A 19,465-nucleotide genomic window follows, 5' to 3' on the forward strand; every position below is an offset into this window, starting at 1 on the left:
GCTCCAGCCCTTGTAGTCCTTCACGTTGTCGCGCGTGACGAGCGTCGGCTCGATCAGGATCATCGGGTTGGCCGGCTTCCGGCCGTTCATGATCCCGTAGCCGACGTTGACGGCCTGCTGCGCCATCGCCCACGGATCCTGGCTCGACGACGCCTGCACGAGCGTGTTGGACTTCAGCGCCACCTCGATGTCGGGCGCGCCGTCGACCGACGTGATCACGATGTTCGGGCGGTTCAGCTGCTTCGCCGCGAGATCGCTGCCGATCGCCTGCGGGTCGTTGATCGTGAACACCCCGTCGAGCTTCGGAAAGCGCGTGAGGTAGCCCTGCATCGTGTTCATCCCGCCTTCGCGCGAGCCCTTGCCGTCCTGGTCGCTCGACAGCAGCTTGATGCCCGGATTCTTCGCGAGCACGGCCTTGCAGCCGTTCACGCGGTCGATCACGGCCGACACCTGCGGGCCGTTCTCGATGATCACGTTGCCCTTGCCGTTGAGTTTCTTCGCGAGGTAGTCGCATGCCAGCTCGCCGGCCTTCACGTTGTTGGTCTGCACGGTCGCGTTCGCGCCCGCGGCCGCGACGTCCACCGCGACGACCGTGATGCCGGCCGCCTGCGCCTTCTTCACCGCCGGCTCGATCGCCTTCGGGTCGGTCGCGTTGAGCAGGATCATGTCGACGTGCGCGGAGATGAAGTTGTCGATCTGCGTGAACTGCTTGTTCAGGTCGTAGTCGGCCGACACCGCGGTGACCTTCGCGTTCGGACTGAGCTGTTTCGCGCGGGCCTCGGCGCCTTTCACGATCGTGACGAAGTACGGGTTGCCGAGCGAGCCGACCGTGACGCCGATCGATTTCAGCGGCTTGTCGGCGGCATGGGCGGCGGCAGCGCCGAAGGCGAGTGCGCAGGCGACGGCGGTCAGGGCGGCGTGGTGCTTGAACATGTCGTTGTGTCTCCGGAAGGTCCGTTGGCAAACGGGCGCAGGAGGACCTGCCTGCGCCCCGATGGTTGAACAGCGAGGGAAGCGGTATCAGGTGCGGGCCGAGTCGCGCTGGCGATAGCGGTCGAGCGCGACCGCGCCGATGATCACGAGCCCCTTGATGATGTACTGCCAGATGTCGGACACGCCGAGCAGCACGAGGCCGTTGGTCAGCACCGCGATGATCAATGCGCCGATCAGCGTGCCGACGATCGACCCGACGCCGCCGACGAAACTCGTGCCGCCGAGGATCACCGCGGCAATCGCGTCGAGCTCGTACGACTGGCCGAGCTGCAGGCCGTTGGCCGCGTAGAGCCGGGCGGCCGACATCACCGCGCCGAGACCGGCGAGCAGGCCCGATGCCGCATACACGAACAGCTGGATCGCCCGCACGTTGATGCCCGACAGCCGTGCGGCTTCCGGGTTGCCGCCGACCGAATAGATGCGCATGCCGAGCACCGTGCGGCGCAGGATGAACCACGACAGCGCGATCACCGCGACCGCGATGATGACGAGCCAGGGCACGCCGAGCACCGTGCCGTTGCCGATGAACGCGAACGGCAGTTGCGGGTTGAAGATGGTCGTGTCGTTGCCGATCAGGCGGGCGACGCCGCGCACGGCGGTCATCGCGCCGAGCGTGACGATGAACGGGGGCAGGCGCAGGAACGAGATCAGGCCGCCGTTGATCGCGCCGAACACGAGGCCGACGGCGAGCGCGAACGGCACGCCGAGCCAGCCCCAGCCGGGGAGGGTCGAGGCGAGCAGCGCGGCGACGGCCGACGCGGCGAGCACGGAGCCGACCGACAGGTCGATGCCGCCCGTCAGGATCACGAAGGTCATGCCGGCGGCGAGCACGATGTTGATCGATGCCTGCTGCGTGACGATCGACAGGTTCTGTAGCGTGAAGAAGCCGTCGGTCAGGAAGCCGAAGCCGATGCACAGGACCAGCAGCACCGGCAGCATGCCGGCGGTGCGCAGCAGCGACTGCATGCGCGCGCGATGATCGGCGCCGCGCATCAGCGGCGTGCGGTTGGCGACCGGTTGGGCCGGCGCGGAAGCGAGGTTCCGCTGCTTGGTCGGGTTGATCATTTCGGTACCTTGAATGAAGAGGGAAATGAAGGGGCCGTGGTCAGTGCGCGTCGGCGAGTTCGGCTTGCGAGCCGGTGGCGAGCGCGATGATCGCTTCCTGCGTGATCGGGGTGTGCGTGTGGCCGCCGAGTTCGCCGGCGATCTCGCCTTCGCGCATCACGAGCACGCGGTCGGCGACGCCGATGATCTCCGGCAGTTCGCTCGAGATCACGATCACGCCGACGCCCGCGCGGGCCAGTTCGTTGATGATCCGGTAGATCTCGGACTTCGCGCCGATGTCGACGCCGCGCGTCGGTTCGTCGAGGATCAGCACGCGCGGCTTCGTCTCGAGCAGGCGCGACAGCAGCACCTTCTGCTGGTTGCCGCCCGACAGCGCGCCGACGTTCACGTTCGCGTGCGGCACGCGGATCGACAGCGATGCGATCGCGTCGCGTGCGCGTTCGGCGCCGCGCGGGAGATCGAGCGCGCCGAGCCGTGCATCGCGGTTGCACACGGCGATGTTGATGTTGTCGCGCACGCTCATGTCGAGGAACAGGCCCTGGCGCTTGCGGTCTTCCGTCAGGTAGACGAGGCCCGCGTCGATCGATTCGCGTGGCGAATGGGCGCCGAACGCGCGCTCGCCCAGCTTCACGTCGCCGCGCGTGCGCGGCTCCGCGCCGAAGATCAGTCGCGCGAGCTCGGTGCGGCCCGCGCCGACGAGCCCCGCGATGCCGAGCACTTCGCCGGCATGCAGGTCGAGGCTGCAGCCGCGCACGCGCTCGCCGTCGGCGATGTCGCGCACCGACAGCAGCAGGTGGCCGGGGTCGTACGGTGCGTGTTCCTTCTTGTAGAAACCGGAGATGTCGCGGCCCACCATCATCGCGACGAGCCGCTCGGCCGACAGCGCGTCGCGCTCGAGCGTGCCGATGTACGACCCGTCGCGCAGCACCGACACGCGATCCGACAGTTCGTAGATCTCCGCCATCCGGTGGCTGATGTAGATGATCGCGAGACCTTCCTCGCGCAGTTGCCGGATCAGGCCGAACAGGTGCTCGGTCTCGCGCGAGGACAGCGGCGTCGTCGGTTCGTCCATCACGAGGATGCGGGCGCGGGTGTGCACGGCGCGCGCGATCTCGACGAGCTGCTGTTCGGCGATCGACAGCGTGCCGACGAGCGTGTCGGGCCCGAACGGCGCGCCGAGACGCGCGAGCACGTCCTGGCAGCCGCGCGCCATCGCCGCGCGGTCGATCGTGCCCCAGCGCCGGTTGCCGTGCCGCAGTTCGCGGCCGACGTAGATGTTTTCCGCGACGGTCAGGTTCGGGGCGAGGCACAGCTCCTGGTAGATCACGGCGACGCCCGCATCGCGCGCGGCGAGCGGGCCGTCGACGTCGATGCGCTCGCCGTCGATCAGGATCTCGCCGCCGGCATCGGCGCGGTAGGCGCCCGACAGGATCTTCATCAGCGTCGATTTGCCTGCGCCGTTCTCGCCCATCAGCGAATGGATCTCGCCGGGGTAGACGGTCAGGCTGACGTTGTCGAGCGCGCGCACGGCCGGAAACGTCTTGCTGATCCGGCGCATCTCGAGCAACGGCCGGGGCGACTCAGTACGCGACATAAGCGACCTCTTGCGTATCCAGGCTCGCACCTCGCAGGATGCCGGAGCGCGGGGAGAAGTTGAAGAACATCGGCAGCGTCGCGGCGCCGATCGCACCGGCGTCGGCGCCGAACGAACCGCGCACGAGTTCCGGCGCGCTGCGCGCTTCCGGCGTGATGTCGGCGAGCGCTACGCCCAGACGCTGGATGAGCGTGTCGAGCAGGCCGACATCGACGTCCGAATCGAGGACGACAACGGGCAAATCGAGTACCGACAGCACCGCGCGCAGGGCGAACGCGAGGGCATCGACACAATCGTCGATCCATTCATCGACGGCCGGCACGCCGCGTGCGATGCAGTCGTCGAGATCCGCGCGGCTGTCGACGGTCTCGCCGCAATAGCGAAGATGCCGGATCAGCGCGCTCAACGACGCACGCGTAAGGAGGATGTCCCAGGCGCTGTGTGGGGCGGGCGCCGAGCGCAGGCGGCTCGGTTGCACGGGCATCACGGCGAAATCGCCGGCGTTGCCGGTGCGGCCGTGCAGGCAGTCGCCGTCGATTGCGATCCCGCCTCCGATGACCGGCCCGAGGAACAGATAGACGAAATTGTCGCGCTGACGGCCACAGCCGTAAAAGAGCTCGGCGATGGCGGCCGCATTGCCGTCGTTTTCGCTGAACACCGGCAGCGGAATGACGCCGGCGAGTTCTCTGGCCAGGTCGATCTCCGCCCACGCGCGGAAGGCTTCGGCCGGAAGGCCGAGTTCGCGTAGCCAGCTTCCCAGGTTGAAGGGGTGGGCCACGCCGACGCCCGCCAGCCGGTCGCGGTCCTTTGCGGGCAGAAGCCGTTGCATCTCCTCGATGTCGCGGCGGACGAGTTCGAGCACGTCGGCGGGCGGGGGGAGCAGCGTGTCATGGGAGCGGCAGCCGATCACGTCGCCCGCGAAATTGACCAGCGCAGTTTCAATGCGCATGCGGTCTACGCGTACGCCGATACCGAATGCGCCATTGGGATCGAGGCGGATCAACGAGGCCGGCTGGCCACGCTGGCCTTCGGTACGGCCGGCGAATTCGATCAGTTTCGCATCGGCGAGCGACGCAATGATGCCGCCGACCGCCGCACTCGTCATGTTCGCGTGGCGGGCGAGGTCGGCCTTCGACGCGCTGCCGGTACGGCGCAGCGTCTTCAACAGCAGGCGCTCGTTGTAACGGCGCACGTTGACCGAGTTGCTCCCCTGGCCGATGTGCGGACTTCTCATGGCGCCTCCCTCCCTGTTGCGCCGGCTCCCGACGCATTAAATAAATCAAGTTGATTTATTTAAGCACGCGCGCCTCATCGCGTCAGTTAGGTAAACCCCGGAAATGGCAGGTTCGCGGACGGAGGCGGTTGCAAACCTCGATAAATCAGACCGGAGGGCGGTGGTGTCCGCAGCGGGGGCATGGAATATGCGTCCGCGCCGGAACGCCGCTGAAAGTCGTGACGTCTATCGCCACAGAGCCATCCATCGTCGACCGACGTGGATGATCGTTCGGCTGCCATTCCACTGGAGAATTCACATGACGCTCATGCACAAGCTATCCGTCGCGGCACTGCTGTCCACGCTGTCGCTCGCCGCCTCTGCGCAAGGCACGCAACTGACGGACCCGCAGATCGCGGCGATCGTCTTGACGGCCAACCAGGTCGACATCGACGCCGGCACCCTCGCGGAAAACACGACGCATACGAAACCGGTCAAGAACTTTGCCGAGTTGATGGTCACCGATCACACCAATGTGAACAAATCGGCGGTCGCACTCGCGACCAGGCTGAACCTGAAACCCGAATCCAACGCGACGAGCGACGCGTTGAAGAAAGAGGGCGACGACAACGTCGCCGCGCTCAAGGCGCTCAAGGGGCACGCATTCGACAAGGCCTATGTCGATCACGAGGTGGCCTATCATCAACAGGTGATCGATGCGATGGACAAGCAACTGATTCCGTCGGCGAAGAACGACGAACTGAAGGCGCTGCTGGTGAAGGTGCGGCCGGCGTTCGTCGCCCACCTCGAGCATGCTCGCGCGCTGCAATCGACGCTCGGCGGCGGCAATGAGAAGAAGTCCTACTGAGCCGCGGCGCGCCGTGTGCCGGATCGTTGTACTGGCGGCGCTGGCGTTCGCGGCCGCGGACGTTGCGGCCGGCACGACGCACCAGGTCACCATCGAAGGCATGCGCTTCAACCCGGCCAGCCTGACGGTCGCGCGCGGCGACACGATCGTCTGGGTGAACCGGGATCTCGTCGCGCACACAGCCACCGCCACGGGCGTATTCGACTCGCATGAAATCGCGCCCGATGCGGCATGGACGTATGTCGCCAATACACCGGGCCGCCACGCGTATCGCTGCACATTTCATCCTACGATGAAAGCAACACTGATCGTGAAGGGCCAGCCATGATGCGCAATGCAGGCGTTCCCGAGCCGCACCCGCTGCCGCTTTCCGAAGAAGACGACCGCGCGCTCGCTGCGCGAGTCGCGCGCGGCGAGCGCGCGGCGTTCGAACAGTTGATGCGTCGCTACAACCGGCGGCTGTATCGGCTTGCGCGCACGACGTTGCGCGACGACTCGGAAGCCGAGGACGCGCTGCAGGATGCGTATCTGGCCGCGTTCCGCGCGATCGCAGGCTTTCGCGGCGACGCGTCGCTGTCGACCTGGCTGTCGCGGCTCGTGCTCAATGCGTGCCATACGCGTCAGCGCCGCGGCGCGCGACGCGACACGATCGCACCGATGGTCGCGATGTCGGCGATCACCGATTTCGAGCGGGACATCATGGATGCAGATCACAATGATTCGCCGGACCGCGCGCTGATGCGGACCGAATTGCGCGCCTTGCTGGAGCGCAAGCTCGATGCGTTGCCTGAAGCGTTTCGCATCGTGTTCGTGATGCGCGGCGTCGAGGAATTCAGCGTCGAGGAAACCGCCGAGTGCCTGGGGATACCGGAGGCAACCGTGCGTTCGCGGCATTTCCGGGCAAGGAGCCTGCTGCGCGAGTCGCTCGCCCGGGAAATCGACCTGGCTGAACGCGACGTGTTTTCGTTCGACGGGGAACGCTGCGACCGGATCGTGAGCGGGGTGCTGGCGAGACTGGGGGCGCGTTGACCTTGGCAAGGAGCAAGGCATCCTCGCCCAGCCGGTAGAAGCCCGCGGTCATCCCGGCACGTGCGATCACGGCTCCACGTCGATGCGGCCATAGAGCCCGTCCGATTCGTTGTTCGAGCCGGCCGCGAAGAACAGCGTATGAGTGGGCTGACGGTTGAGCCCGTTCTTCGAGCAGGCCGGCCTGGTGATTCACGGTGCCACGACAAGCGCCGTGTGCATGCCGGATTCATAGTGCCCCGGCTTGTTGCAAATCAGCACGTAGTGGCCAGGCGTGAGCTTGATTGACACGCGCTTGCTCTTGCCGGGCTCGATATCTTCGACTTCCCCGATTTTTCTCAGCTTGCGCTCCGTTACCGTTCCGTGGCTAACCGGGAGCGCACCGTCAGCGAGATCCGTCTTGAGCACGACGAGTTCGTGCTCCATGTTGTTGTCCGCGGCATTCTTGACATCCAGTGTGACGCGACCCGACTTCACGTTGTGCGTCTTGAGCTGGATCGAACTCGACAGCAATGTCGCATTGATCGTTTGCTGCGCCCGGCTCGCCTGTGATGCCGCGCCAAGCGCGGTCACTCCGGCGACGATGATGATTCTGCAACTGACATGCATGGCAGCCTCCCTATGCGTTCGAGCATCGCGCCTGCCGAGCGTCGAGCGATCGCCGTGCACGATTCGTCGAGCACACACGTGCCCCTGCCGGTGCGACGGCATGAACGTTGTCGGTGGCGCGCGATACGTTCCATAAACGTTCGCGCCGGGCGACTTATTCCGGGTGTCGTACCGACATCGTGTCGAGCACGGCGCGCGCCTGCTCGAACGACGGGGCGTCGTCGACCGGCCGCATCGGCGTGGCCTATACCCCTCCCCCCTATATGGAAAAATCGATTTGGTATATAGTCCCCCCCGGTATATGAAGGGACTGCCATGAGCCACACCATCAAGGAAAAGCAAAAGCTGCTGAACCGTGTCCGCCGCATCAAGGGACAGGTCGAAGCGATCGAACGCGCGCTGGAAGACGAGCGCGGTTGCAATGAAATCCTCCGCCTCATCACGAGCGGCCGCGGCGCGATGAACGGCCTGCTCGCGGTCGTGCTCGAGGATCACATCCGCAGCCATCTGGTCGACGCGGAAGATCACCACGACGAGGGCAGCGCCACCGAACAGCTCATCGAAGTCGTGCACAGCTACTTCAAGTAACAAGGGATTGAAATGAACGACTTCACAAACGACGCCTTCGGCGCAGGGCACGACCACATCTTTCTCGGCGCCGCACACGAGCAGAACGAACGCCGGACCTGGATGGTCATCGCGCTGTGCGCGGCGATGATGGTGGCCGAGATCGTCGGCGGGTCGATTTTCGGCTCGCTGGCGCTGATCGCCGACGGCCTGCACATGTCGACGCACGCGGGCGCGATGCTGATCGCCGCGATGGCGTACACCTATGCACGCAAGCATGCGAACGACCCGCGCTTCGTGTTCGGCACGGGCAAGCTCGGCGATCTGGCGGGGTTCACGAGCGCGATCGTGCTCGCGATGATCGCGCTGCTGATCGGATACGAAGCGATCGCGCGATTGCTCGCGCCGGTGCCGATCCATTTCGGCGAGGCGATTCCGATCGCGGTGGCGGGCTTGCTCGTCAACGTCGCGAGCGTCTGGCTGTTGAGCGGCGATCATCACGGCCATGGTCACGGTCATGGCCACGGCCATCATCACGGTCATGCGCATGACGATCACCACGATCACGGCCATGAAGAGGAAGCACACCGGATCTTCGATCGGCAGGGCGTATTCGTCGTGTCCGTGTTCGAGGAGGGCGTGCCGCCGGTTTTCCGCGTGGCACCCGCGACGAACGACACGCAGCGCGTCGATGCGAGCGCCGTGTCGGTGACGACGATCCGTCCGGACGGCAAGCGGCAGACATTCGCGATGCAAAGCCGCGGCGGCTACCTGGAATCGACCGAGGCCATTCCCGAACCGCACGAATTCAAGGCGATTGTCCGGTTGAACGGCCGCGAGCATGAACTGGCGTTCGAGGAACACGACCACGGCGCATCCGCGGCCGCCGCGCGCGATCACAACATCCGCTCGGCCTACATCCACGTGATTGCCGACGCGGCCGTGTCCGTGCTGACGATCGTCGGGCTGCTGCTCGCGCGTGCCTTCGGCTGGCTCTGGATGGATCCGCTGGCCGGCATCATCGGCGCGCTGGTGATCGCGAACTGGTCGTACGGCCTGATGCGCGACACGGGCGGCATCCTGCTCGACATGAATTCGGACCGGCGTCTGACCGACAACGTGCGCGGCGCGATCGAAGGCCACGGCGACCGGGTCGGCGACCTGCACGTGTGGCGGCTCGGGCCGGGGCACATGAGCGCGGTCGTGTCGGTGGTGACGGACGATTCACAGCGGGATGCGCGCTTCTATCATGGTCTGCTCCAGCGCTTCAAGAACCTGTCGCACGTCACCGTCGAAGTCGTGCCGGCGACGCGGGGGCAGTGAACATGGCGGTCAAATCCCCTTGCGTCGACGTGTGTTCGTTCGACGGCCGCACCGGCTACTGCGTCGCGTGCCTGCGAACGCGCGAAGAAGCACGCGGCTGGAAGAAGATGACGGATCACAAACGTCATCAGATCGTGAACGACCGCGCGCGGCGGCACGCGAAGCTGACGCGGGAAACCGCCGACTGATTGCCGGCCCGGGCGGGCGGCATTCGGACGGCACCTTCGCGGCGAGCGCCTTCGCATGCCGGTGCGTCCGATGGGCGAGCGGCGTCGCCGTCGCGGGGTGCCGTCGGCGCCCGGCACGGCGCGTGCGATCCGCGATGTCGCGTGGCAGAATCAATCCGGCTTGCGAACCCCGGGAGAACATCTTGCGCGTACTCGTCATCGAAGACGACGCCGGCATTGCCGCCAATCTCTACGACTATCTGGAAGGTGCCGGCTACGAGGTCGACATGGCGATGAGCGGCCCCGCGGGCCTGACGCTTGCGGTGTCGCAGCCGTGGGACGCGATCCTCCTCGACTTGTCGCTGCCGGGCATGGACGGGCTCACGCTGTGCCGCAAGCTGCGCGAAGAGAACCATCGCGATACGCCGGTGCTGATGCTCACGGCCCGCGACACGCTCGACGACAAGCTCGACGGATTCGATCATGGTGCCGACGATTACCTGGTCAAGCCGTTCTCGCTGAAGGAAGTCGGCGCGCGTCTCGGCGCGCTGGTCAAGCGTTACCGCGGGCAGGTTGCCGAGACCGCGCTGTGCTGTGCCGACGTCAGCCTCGACCTGAAGACGCTGACGGTCGAGCGTGCGGGGCGGCCGGTCAGGATGCCGCCCAAATGCCTGCATCTGCTGCGCCTGCTGATGCAGGCGCCGGGCCGTGTGATCGGTCACGCGGAGCTCGAGGCGGAGGTGTGGGGCGATGCGCTGCCGGACAGCGACACGCTGCGTACGCACGTCTATACGCTGCGCCGCGCGCTCACCGCGCAGGGTGAAGCGGATCCGATCGAGACCGTGCATGGCATCGGCTACCGGTTCGTGGCGGGCGAAGACCGTGCGCGTTAGCCTGCGCGCGAAGGTCGCGCTGTTCTTCTCCGCGCTGACGATCGTGCTGCTCATCGCGCAGGCATTGGGCGTCAAGGCGCTGGCCGAGGCGCAGGAGGAGCGGCTCATCACCGCGCTGATTCGCGACGATCTCGCGAGCGTGCTGCGTTCGTATCGCAGCGATCCGGCGCTGGTGCCGCCGTTCGACGTCCGGTTGAACGGCTATGTGTCCGCGGCGGACCGGCCGCAGCCGACCTTGCCGGATTCGGCGCGACAACTCACGGACGGCACGCACGAGATCATTCTCGACGATCGCGAGATCCACGTCGCGATCGTGGCGTTCGGCAACGGCCGCCTCTATCGCGTGTACGACTTCAGTGCGTATGAACGGCGCTTCCGGCAGGCGATCAACGTGCTGATGGCGGGCACCGGCGTGTTCGCGCTGTTCACGATCTGGTGCGCGTTCTGGCTGTCGGGGCTGCTGGTGCGCCAGGTCGCGAGCCTGGCGCAGCAGGTGAAGACGCTGCGGCTCAGTGGGGCGGCCGCGATCAATACCGGAAAGTACGACGAACTGGAGGTCGGCGAACTCGCGGACGCGTTCAACGATTACCACCGGCGCATGGCGGAGATGGTCGCCCGCGAAAAGGAGTTCGCCGGCAACGTCAGTCACGAACTGCGCACGCCGCTGACCGTGATCAAGACCAGCTGCGAGCTGCTCGAGCACGACGCGTCGATCGGCGCGAAGTCGCGCGTCCGGCTTCAGCAGGTCGAGCGCGCGGCGGACGGCATGAAGGATCTGGTCGATGCATTGCTGCTGCTCGCGCGCGAGCAGCAGCCCGCCGATGTCGAGGCCGTGCCGCTTGCCGGCGCGATCGAGGCGGCCGTCGAGCCGGCGGCGGCGACGCTGAACGCGAAGGGTATTCGGGCCCGCATCGACGTCGGGCGCGGCGTGCAGGTGGAAGCGAGCCGGCCCGTGCTCGGGCTGGTGCTGTCGAACCTGATCGACAATGCGGTCCGCTACACGGATCGCGGCGAGATCGCGTTCTCGTTCGCGGACGGCTGGCTGCATATCGACGACACCGGGCACGGGATCCCCGCCGACGCGCTGCCGCACGTGTTCGATCGCGGCTACCAGGCGCGCACGGCCGCGCCGGGATTCGGCATCGGCCTGTCGATCGTGAAGAAGATCTGCGATCGTCATGGATGGGCGATCCGGATCGGCAGCGAACCCGGCCGGGGCACGCGCGTGTCGCTGCGGTTGCCGGCGGTCGACCCGGCGGGCACCGAGCCGACCTGACCCTTTGTTGACGAAAACTTCACAACCGGTTGCGTAGTATCCGGGCCGGAAGCCGACCTGCCGTCGGCAAGGACCCTGGATATCCGTATGCGCGGAGCGCTGCTTGTCGTCGGTGCGTTGCTGGGCGGCTGTGCGACCTATCATCCTCAGCCGATCGCGCCGTTACAGCTTGCTCGTCAATTCGAGAACCGGACGCTCGCGAGCGACGAACTGCATGCGTACCTCGCGCGCGAACTCGGCCACGACGTCGCGCCGTGGCCGCTGCCGCGCTGGAATCGCGAGACGCTGACCCTTGCCGCCTGGTACTACAGCCCGGCGCTGGATATCGCACGCGCGCAGTGGGGGACGGCCAAGGCCGGCATCGACGTGGCCGGCGCGATCCCGAATCCGGTGCTGCAACTGCCGTTCCAGTGGGCGACGCCGAATCCGGGGCCGGGCGCACCGTTTACGACCGGCCCGGCGCTCGATATCCCGATCGAGACCGCGGGCAAGCGCGGGTACCGGATCGATCAGGCGTCGCACCTGTCGGAATCGGCGCGCCTCGCGATCGGCAATGAAGCATGGAAGGTCGGCGCGCAGGTACGCGACGCGCTGCTTGGGCTCGACACGAGTCGCACACGCAGCGCGCTGCTGTCGAGCAAGGTCGACGACGAACGACAGATCGTCGCGATGGTGACGAAGCGGCGCGCCGTCGGCGAAAGCGCCGGGCCGGACGTCGACGCGGCCATCGCCGCGCAGACCCAGGCGCAGGCCGATCTCGCCGCCAGCCGGGCCGCCGAACAGGACGCCCGCGCGCAACTGGCCGCGGCGATCGGTGTGCCCGCACCGGCGCTGGAGCACGTTGCGTTCGATCTCGACGGATTCGACCACGCCGCGCCGCCGCCACCCGCGGCCGATGCGCAGCGCGATGCGATCCTCCATCGTGCGGACCTGCTTGGTTCGCTCGCCGACTATGCGGCCGCCGAATCGGCGTTGCAGCTGGAAGTCGCGAAGCAATATCCGGATCTTCACCTCGGCCCCGGCTACACGTACGACACCGGCACGCACAAGATCGCGTTCGGGCTGGCCGGCATCACGCTGCCGATCTTCGATCAGAACCAGGGCGGTATCGCGCAGGCGGAAGCGAAGCGCAAGGAAGCCGCCGCGCGCACCGCCGCGCTGCAGGACACGATCCTCGGTGATCTCGACCGCGCGCTGGCGCGCTATCGCTCGAGTCTCGACGCGTTGACGCTGGCCGATGCGCACCGGGCCGCGGCACGCCGGCAGCTCGACGGCCAGGAAGCCGGATTCGCGGCCGGCGACGTCGATCGCCTGACGCTCACGCAGGCGAAGGCCGACTACCAGGCCAGCGAGATCGCTCGTCTGGACGCGGCCGTCGCGGTTCGCCAGGCGGGCGGCGCACTGGAGGACGCGATGCAGCGTCCGCTCGTGCCCGATGCCGGCCCGACTTTCTCCCTGTCACGCCAGAGGGCGCGATGAAACGCCGACTGCTCGTCTTCTCCGTCATTTCGATCGCGCTGCTCGCCGGCGCCGGGTGGTACATCTACCGGACGCTCGGCCCGGGCGCGCCGGCGCCGGTCGCCGCGACGCCCGCCGCGGCCCAGCCCGCCGTGCAGACCGTGAACGGCGAAACCGTCGTCGTCGTGCCGCTGGACGCCCAGCGCGCCAGCCGCATCGAGGTGACGCCGCTGGCCGCGGCCGCCGTGCGCACCGACCGCATCGCCTATGCGACGGTCATCGATCTGCAGCCGCTGTTCGATCTGCGCAACCGGCTGGCGTCGGCCCTCGCGGACCGCGCTGCCGCGCGCGAACTCGCGGCAACGTCGCAAGCGCAATACGAGCGAAGCCGGACGCTGTTCGCCGACGATCGCAACGTGTCGCAAAAGGCGCTGCAGGACGCGCAGGCGGCCGCGCAATCGGCCCGCGCGAAGCTGCAGTCCGCCGACGCGGCGCAGGGCGCGCTGGCCGCGACGATGCGCCAGCAGTTCGGCGACGCGCTGACGACGGCGGCGATGGCACCGCAATCGGCGTTGTTCCAGCGGCTGCTCGCCGCGCAGGCGGTCGTCGTGCGCGTGACGTTGCCGGCCGGCGACGCGGATGCCGCCCCCGACCGCATCACGCTCGACGGCCCGGACGGGCAACCGGTGGCCGCGCAGAAGCTGTCGGCGTCGCCGCAGGGCGATCCGGCCGTGCAAGGCATGCCGTGGCTTTACGCGGCGGCGCGCGCGTTGCCGGTCGGGACCCGCACGAGCGCGCACGTGCCCGGCGCGCATCCGGCGGCGGCCGCGCTGGCGATCCCCGACCGCGCGGTGGTGTGGTACGGCGGCCAGCCGTGGGTCTATGTGCGCACCGCGCCCGAGCGCTTCACGCGCCGTGCCGTGCCGGCCGATGCCGGCGGCGGCCAGGGTTTCGACGTGACGACGGGGTTCCATGCCGGCGATGCCGTCGTGACGCAGGGCGCGCAATTGCTGCTGTCGGAGGAACAGAAGCCGCAGGGCATCGCGACGGCCTGCAAGGATCCGCCCGAATGCGACGACTGAACCCCGCGGCTGCCGTGCCCGCCCCTCATCCGAACCCTGCCCATGCTTGACGCGATCATCCGGTTCTCGCTGCGCTTTCGCGGCATCGTGTATGCGCTCGCCGTGCTGGCCGCCGGCTACGGGCTCTTTTCGCTGACGCGCGCGAAGCTCGACGTCTTTCCCGAATTCGCGCCGCCGACGAGCATCGTCCAGGTCGAGGCACCGGGCCTGACCGGCGAGCAGGTCGAAACGCTGGTGACGCAGCCGCTCGAGAACGGACTCGGCGGCATGGTCGGCCTGCAGTCGATGCGGTCCCGCTCGATGCAGGGCCTGTCGTCGATCACGCTGATATTCGATGCGCATGCGAACGTGATGCAGATTCGCCAGCTCGTGTCCGAACGCGTGAATGCGCTGGCCGCGACGCTGCCGGCCGGCGTGCTGCCGCCGCACCTGTTGCCGTTGACGACGACGACCAGCGTGGTGCGCACGATCGGGCTGACGTCGAGGACGCGCTCGCTGGCCGACCTCTACGACGCCGCGCAATGGATCATGCGGCCGCAGCTGATGAGTGCGCCGGGCGTGGCCGATGCGATCGTGTTCGGCGGCCAGGTGCGCCAGCTGCAGATCCAGGTCGATCCGGCGAAACTGATGCGCTACGGGCTGTCGATCCAGGACGTGATCGCCGCGGCGCGCCAGTCGACGGGCGTGCGCGGCGCCGGCTTCATCGAGAACGACAACCAGCGGATCGCCGTCAACGCGGACGGCCAGATCGCGACACCGGCCCAGCTGGCGGGCGTGGTGCTGCGCTGGAGCAACGGGGTCGCGGTGCGCCTGTCCGACGTCGCGACCGTCACGTGGGGCGACGCGCCGGCGATGGGCGCCGCGTCGATCATGGGGCGGCCCGGCGTGATGCTCGTGCTCGAAAGCCAGTACGGCACGAACACGCGGGCCGTGACGCGCGACATCGACAGGGTGCTGGCCGGGCTGCGTCCGGTGCTGGCGAAACAGGGCGTCGACGTCGAGCCGGACGTGTTCCGGCCGGCCGCCTTCATCGACGCGTCGGTCGGCCACCTGCGCACCGCACTGCTGGTCGGCGCGGTGCTGGTGATCGCGGTGCTGTTCCTGTTCCTGCTCAATGTCCGCACCGCGCTGATCTCGGCCATCGCGATCCCGTTGTCGCTGCTGGTCGCGATCATCGTGCTCGTGTCGTTCGGCGTGAGCCTGAACACGATGACGCTGGGCGGCCTCGCGATCGCGCTCGGCGAGGTGGTCGACGATGCGATCATCGACGTCGAGAACATCTACCGGCGGCTGCGCGAGAATCGTGCGCGAGCGACGCCGTTGCCGGTGTTTCGCGTCGTGCTGCGCGCGTCGCTCGAAGTGCGAAGCGCGGTGGTGTTCGCGACCTTCATCGTGATGCTGATCTTCCTGCCGGTGCTCACCCTGTCGGGCGTGGCCGGCAAGCTGTTCGCGCCGCTCGGCACCGCGTACATCCTCGCGGTGCTGGCGTCGCTCGGCGTCGCGCTGACGCTCACGCCGGCGATGGCGCTCGCGCTGCTCACGCGCGGCCCGCTGCCGGCCAGCGAGCCGCGCCTGATGGCCGGCTTGAAGAAGCGCTACACGGCACTGTTGCTGAAGGTCGAGCAGCGCGTGAAGGCCGTGATGGTCGCGGTCGCGCTGATGTGCGTCGCGGCCTTGGCGGCGCTGCCGTTCATGGGCGGCAACTTCATCCCGGAATTGCGCGAAGGGCACTACATCGTGCACATGGGGCTCGCGCCCGGCACGTCGCTCGCCGAATCGATGCGCATCGGCACGCAGGTCACGCATGCGCTGATGCAGGTGCCGGGCGTGCGTCTCGTCGCGCAGCGCGCGGGGCGGGCGAACGAAGTGGTCGATCCGATGGGCGTGCAACTGAGCGAATTCGAGGTCGACCTGGTGCCGATGAGCGCGTCCGGGCAAAGTGAAGCGCTGCGTCGCATCCAGCAGTCGCTGGCACGGTTTCCCGGCCTCACGACGTCGGTCAACACGTTCCTGGTCGAGCGCATCGACGAGACGATCTCGGGCGTCACGGCGCCGGTCGTCGTCAACGTGTTCGGCGACAACCTCGACGTGATCGACCGCAAGGCGCGGGAGATCGCGCATCTGCTCGGCACGCTGCGCGGCGTCGCCAGCGTCGGGGTCGAGTCGCCGCCCGGCATTCCCGAGCTCGACGTGCGGCTCAAGCCCGACCAGCTGAGCCGCTGGGGCTTCCGGCCGGTGGACGTGCTCGATGCGATCCAGAGTGCGTACCAGGGCACGACCGTGTCGCAGGTCTATCAGGGCAGCCGGACTCACGATGTCGTCGTCATCCTGGCGCCCGACGCGCGCCGCGGCTTCGCCGACATCGGCGCGCTGATGCTGCGCAATCCGGACGGGCTCGCGGTGCCGCTGCGGGCGCTCGCCACGCTCGGCCAGGTGTCGGGCCGCTACCAGATCACGCACGACGGCGGCCGGCGCATGCAGACGGTCTCGGTGACGCTCGGCAGCCGCGCCGTCAGCGATTTCGTGAAGGAGGCGCAGGCACGCGTGAGCCGCGACGTCGCGATGCCGCAGGGCACCTACGCGGTGTTCTCCGGCGAAAGCGCGGCGCGTTCGCAGTCGCAGCACGATCTGCTCGTCTACGGCGCGATGTCCGCCGTCGGCATCGCGTTGCTGCTGTTCCTCGCGATGCGCAGCCGCCGCGGGGTCGTGCTCGTGATGGCCAATCTGCCGTTCGCGCTGGTGGGCGGCGTGCTGAGCGTCGTGCTGACGGGCGGTGACCTGTCGCTCGGCGGGATGGTCGGCTTCGTCACGCTGTTCGGCATCTCGTTGCGCAACTCGATCATGCTGATCAGCCATTACGAACACCTGGTCCATGTCGAGGGCCTGCGATGGGGCATCGATACCGCGGTGCGGGGCGCGTCGGAGCGGCTGATCCCGATCCTGATGACCGCGCTGGTGACCGCGCTCGCGCTGTTGCCGCTCGCGTTGACGAGCGGCGCCGCGGGCAACGAGATCGAGGGGCCGATGGCGATCGTGATCCTCGGCGGCCTGCTCACGTCGACCGCGCTGAACCTGATCGTCCTGCCGACGCTCGCGGCGAGATACGGGCGATTCGAACTGGACACGCCGGCCGACGCACCGGCCGCTTCGTCGAACGGGTAAGCCATGCGCGTTCGGACTCTTTCTCGCTGACCGGAACTGTTCATGCATGCGTGGCTTGTCGGTATCGCGGCTCATCCGGCGCTCGTGCTGTGCGTCGTGTTCGGCGTGGCCTGCGCGGAGTCGCTCGCCATCGTGGGCACGCTGGTCCCGGCCGGCATCGTGATGTTTGCGGCCGGCGCGCTGATCGGCGCCGGCGTGCTGGACGTGTGGGCGACGCTCGGCATCGCGGCGCTCGGCGCGATCGCGGGCGACGGCATCAGCTTCGAGCTGGGCCGCCGACATGCCGGCGACGTGCGCGCCTGGTGGGCCGGCCACGGCCAGGCGGCGGCGTGGGCGCGCGGCGAGCAGTTCGTCGAGCGGCACGGCCGCGCGAGCATCGCGATGGCGCGCTTCCTGGCGCCGGTGCGCGCGATCGTCCCGCTCGTGGCCGGCGCCGCGCGGATGCCGCGCCACACGTTCTATCCGGTGAATGTCGCGTCGGCGCTTGCATGGTCGCCCGCGCATATCGTGCCCGGAATCGTGTTCGGCGCGTCGGCCCAGCTCGCGGCGGCCGTGAGCGAGCGCCTTGCGGCGATGCTGCTCCTGCTCGCCGCGCTGATCTGGTTGATCGTCCGGGCCGTGCGCGTCGCGATGCGATACGGCGTGCCGGCCGCGCGGACCGCCGCGTGGCGGGCCATGGCATGCCTCGGACGCCGGCATCCGCGCCTCGTCGCCGGGATGTCGGGCATCGTCGGCCGCGAACACCCGGAATCGCCGACGCTGATGGTGCTCGCGCTGCTGTTCGTCGCGAGCGTATGGTTGTACGTCGGCATTCTTCAGGACGTGGTCGCGCACGATCCGCTGATCGATGCCGACGTCGCGATCGACAATTTCCTGCGCACGCTGCAAACGATGCCGGTCGACTACCTGATGACGGCGGTCGTCGACCTGAGCGGATGGGGCGTGGCCCTCATCGTCGCGGCCGTGGTGCTGCTGTGGCTGGCGGCGCGGCAATGCTGGCGCACGGCCGCCTACTGGCTGCTGGCGGTCGGCGTCGCCGCGGCCGTCAGTCCCGTGCTCGAGCCGTCGGACTACACGCGGTCGCTGGCCTGGCAGGCCGGCATGCCGCACGCGCCGTCGCCGAGCGGCAACGCGACGCTCAATCTGCTCGTGTACGGATCGTTGGGCTGGATCCTGATTCGCCGCTGGCCGTCGCGATGGCGCGGCGCGGTGCTCGTCGCGATCACCGGATGGATCGTGCTGGTCGGCTTCGCGCATCTCTATCTGGGGGCGAACTGGCTGGCCGACGTGCTCGCCGGATGGGCGCTCGGACTGGCATGGTTTGCCGTGCTGGCCGGCATTCACACGCACTGGGACGTGCACGACGACGTGCGGCCGGCCCTGCTGACGTGCGTCGTGGCCGGCACGCTGGCCGTCTACGGCGTGTGGGGGAGTGTCGGCGGCGCGAATCGCGAGGTCGACCGGACCCGCCTGGCCTCGCCCGCGACGGCCCTGACGGTCCGGCAGTGGACCCAGGGCGGCTGGCGCGCGCTGCCGGCGACCCGCATCGACCTGAGCGGCGATCGCGAGGAGGCGCTGCCGCTGCAATGGGCCGATGCCCCGGCCTCCGTCGCCATGCGGCTCGACGCGACCGGCTGGCGGCCGGCGCCGGCATGGTCGGTGCAATCCGCGTTGCTGTGGCTGACGCCGCATGCGTCCGTCGGCGCGTTGCCGGTGCTGCCGCGGCTGTCGAACGGCCGTGGCGCGGCGCTGACCTTCGTCCGGATCGATCCGGCGCGGCCATCGAACCGTTCGGTACTGCGGCTCTGGCGCTCCGACTACGAGGTGGCGACCGACGGGGCGGCGCGCGTGCCGGTCTGGTATGGTGCGCTGTATCCGGAGACGTTCAGGCGACCGTGGCGTCTCGCGACGGTCGGTGTCACGAACCGGCCGGATACTGCCGGGATGTCCGGCCTGGCGGACGTGGCGGCGGCGGCATCGCGTGTCGAGGTGGCGGGCGATCCGGCGAATCGGCACGTCACGCTGATATTGCCGCGCGGTGTGCGGGTCGCCGGCCGCTGACGCGTTCCCGCGCAGCCGCGCATCGGGGCATTCGGGCCATTCGGGCATGCGTTGCGACAGCGAACCCCGGGGCATGCCGCGCCGCCCCCAACCTTGACGTCGACCCAT

At 68.3% G+C, this 19,465-nt stretch carries 17 protein-coding genes; 12 read left to right on the top strand and 5 right to left on the bottom strand.

The features are described from left to right. From ACTJKF_RS12890 to ACTJKF_RS12905, 4 genes are all read right to left on the bottom strand, one after another. On the bottom strand, nt 1–933 hold a 933-nt coding region (locus tag ACTJKF_RS12890; RefSeq protein ID WP_440623312.1), incomplete at its 3' end, for an ABC transporter substrate-binding protein. Between the two features lie 87 nt (nt 934–1,020). Further along, the gene (locus tag ACTJKF_RS12895; protein ID WP_440623311.1) at nt 1,021–2,058 is read right to left on the bottom strand and encodes an ABC transporter permease subunit; all 1,038 of its coding nucleotides are present in this window, start codon (nt 2,056–2,058) and stop codon (nt 1,021–1,023) included. 40 nt (nt 2,059–2,098) lie between these two features. After that, complete coding sequence (locus ACTJKF_RS12900) at nt 2,099–3,652, bottom strand: sugar ABC transporter ATP-binding protein (RefSeq protein ID WP_440623310.1); 1,554 nt, start codon at nt 3,650–3,652, stop codon at nt 2,099–2,101. After that, the gene (locus ACTJKF_RS12905) at nt 3,639–4,886 is read right to left on the bottom strand and encodes an ROK family protein (RefSeq protein WP_440623914.1); all 1,248 of its coding nucleotides are present in this window, start codon (nt 4,884–4,886) and stop codon (nt 3,639–3,641) included. The genes ACTJKF_RS12900 and ACTJKF_RS12905 overlap by 14 nt, the downstream gene beginning before the upstream one ends. Nucleotides 4,887–5,184: 298 nt before the next feature. Between ACTJKF_RS12905 and ACTJKF_RS12910 the strand changes: the two genes are divergently transcribed. From ACTJKF_RS12910 to ACTJKF_RS12920, 3 genes are read left to right on the top strand one after another with little or no spacing between them, the layout of a single operon-like run. Then, on the top strand, nt 5,185–5,733 hold the full coding sequence (locus tag ACTJKF_RS12910) for a DUF4142 domain-containing protein (RefSeq protein ID WP_440623915.1): 549 nt from the start codon (nt 5,185–5,187) through the stop codon (nt 5,731–5,733). After that, complete coding sequence (locus ACTJKF_RS12915) at nt 5,714–6,061, top strand: cupredoxin domain-containing protein (RefSeq protein WP_440623916.1); 348 nt, start codon at nt 5,714–5,716, stop codon at nt 6,059–6,061. The genes ACTJKF_RS12910 and ACTJKF_RS12915 overlap by 20 nt, the downstream gene beginning before the upstream one ends. After that, nucleotides 6,058–6,762: an RNA polymerase sigma factor gene (locus ACTJKF_RS12920; RefSeq protein ID WP_440623917.1), complete on the top strand. Its 705-nt coding sequence runs from the start codon at nt 6,058–6,060 to the stop codon at nt 6,760–6,762. Before ACTJKF_RS12915 ends, ACTJKF_RS12920 begins: the two co-directional genes overlap by 4 nt. Before the next feature lie 189 nt (nt 6,763–6,951). On the opposite strand, the gene ACTJKF_RS12925 is transcribed toward ACTJKF_RS12920, so the two are convergent. Then, nucleotides 6,952–7,368, bottom strand: a complete 417-nt coding sequence (locus tag ACTJKF_RS12925; RefSeq protein WP_440623919.1) for a cupredoxin domain-containing protein — start codon at nt 7,366–7,368, stop codon at nt 6,952–6,954. 315 nt (nt 7,369–7,683) lie between these two features. Here ACTJKF_RS12925 and ACTJKF_RS12930 point away from each other — a divergent pair, with 315 nt between their 5' ends. The 9 genes from ACTJKF_RS12930 to ACTJKF_RS12970 all read left to right on the top strand — a co-directional run bounded on the left by ACTJKF_RS12930 (nt 7,684) and on the right by ACTJKF_RS12970 (nt 19,357). Then, a complete protein-coding gene (locus tag ACTJKF_RS12930; RefSeq protein ID WP_096503105.1) occupies nt 7,684–7,956 on the top strand; it encodes a metal/formaldehyde-sensitive transcriptional repressor in 273 nt (90 codons plus the stop codon). Nucleotides 7,957–7,968: 12 nt separating this feature from the next. Further along, nucleotides 7,969–9,258, top strand: coding sequence for a CDF family Co(II)/Ni(II) efflux transporter DmeF (gene dmeF / locus ACTJKF_RS12935; RefSeq protein ID WP_440623920.1), 1,290 nt, complete (start codon nt 7,969–7,971; stop codon nt 9,256–9,258). Nucleotides 9,259–9,260: 2 nt separating this feature from the next. Next, nucleotides 9,261–9,446 (top strand): DUF1289 domain-containing protein, encoded by a 186-nt coding sequence (locus ACTJKF_RS12940; RefSeq protein WP_440623921.1) that lies wholly within the window; start codon nt 9,261–9,263, stop codon nt 9,444–9,446. 182 nt (nt 9,447–9,628) lie between these two features. After that, nucleotides 9,629–10,318: a response regulator transcription factor gene (locus ACTJKF_RS12945; RefSeq protein ID WP_440623922.1), complete on the top strand. Its 690-nt coding sequence runs from the start codon at nt 9,629–9,631 to the stop codon at nt 10,316–10,318. Further along, complete coding sequence (locus ACTJKF_RS12950) at nt 10,272–11,594, top strand: sensor histidine kinase (RefSeq protein ID WP_440623924.1); 1,323 nt, start codon at nt 10,272–10,274, stop codon at nt 11,592–11,594. The genes ACTJKF_RS12945 and ACTJKF_RS12950 overlap by 47 nt, the downstream gene beginning before the upstream one ends. 87 nt (nt 11,595–11,681) lie before the next feature. Further along, nucleotides 11,682–13,073, top strand: coding sequence for a TolC family protein (locus tag ACTJKF_RS12955; RefSeq protein ID WP_440623925.1), 1,392 nt, complete (start codon nt 11,682–11,684; stop codon nt 13,071–13,073). Next, nucleotides 13,070–14,134 (top strand): metal transporter, encoded by a 1,065-nt coding sequence (locus ACTJKF_RS12960; protein ID WP_440623926.1) that lies wholly within the window; start codon nt 13,070–13,072, stop codon nt 14,132–14,134. The genes ACTJKF_RS12955 and ACTJKF_RS12960 overlap by 4 nt, the downstream gene beginning before the upstream one ends. Before the next feature lie 42 nt (nt 14,135–14,176). Continuing rightward, complete coding sequence (locus tag ACTJKF_RS12965) at nt 14,177–17,296, top strand: efflux RND transporter permease subunit (RefSeq protein WP_440623927.1); 3,120 nt, start codon at nt 14,177–14,179, stop codon at nt 17,294–17,296. Between the two features lie 42 nt (nt 17,297–17,338). Further along, entirely contained in the window at nt 17,339–19,357 is a 2,019-nt protein-coding gene (locus ACTJKF_RS12970) for a VTT domain-containing protein (RefSeq protein WP_440623928.1), read from the top strand. The last annotated feature ends 108 nt before the right edge of the window (nt 19,358–19,465 follow it).

It is taken from the genome of Burkholderia sp. 22313 (assembly GCF_052045245.1).
GTDB lineage: Bacteria > Pseudomonadota > Gammaproteobacteria > Burkholderiales > Burkholderiaceae > Burkholderia.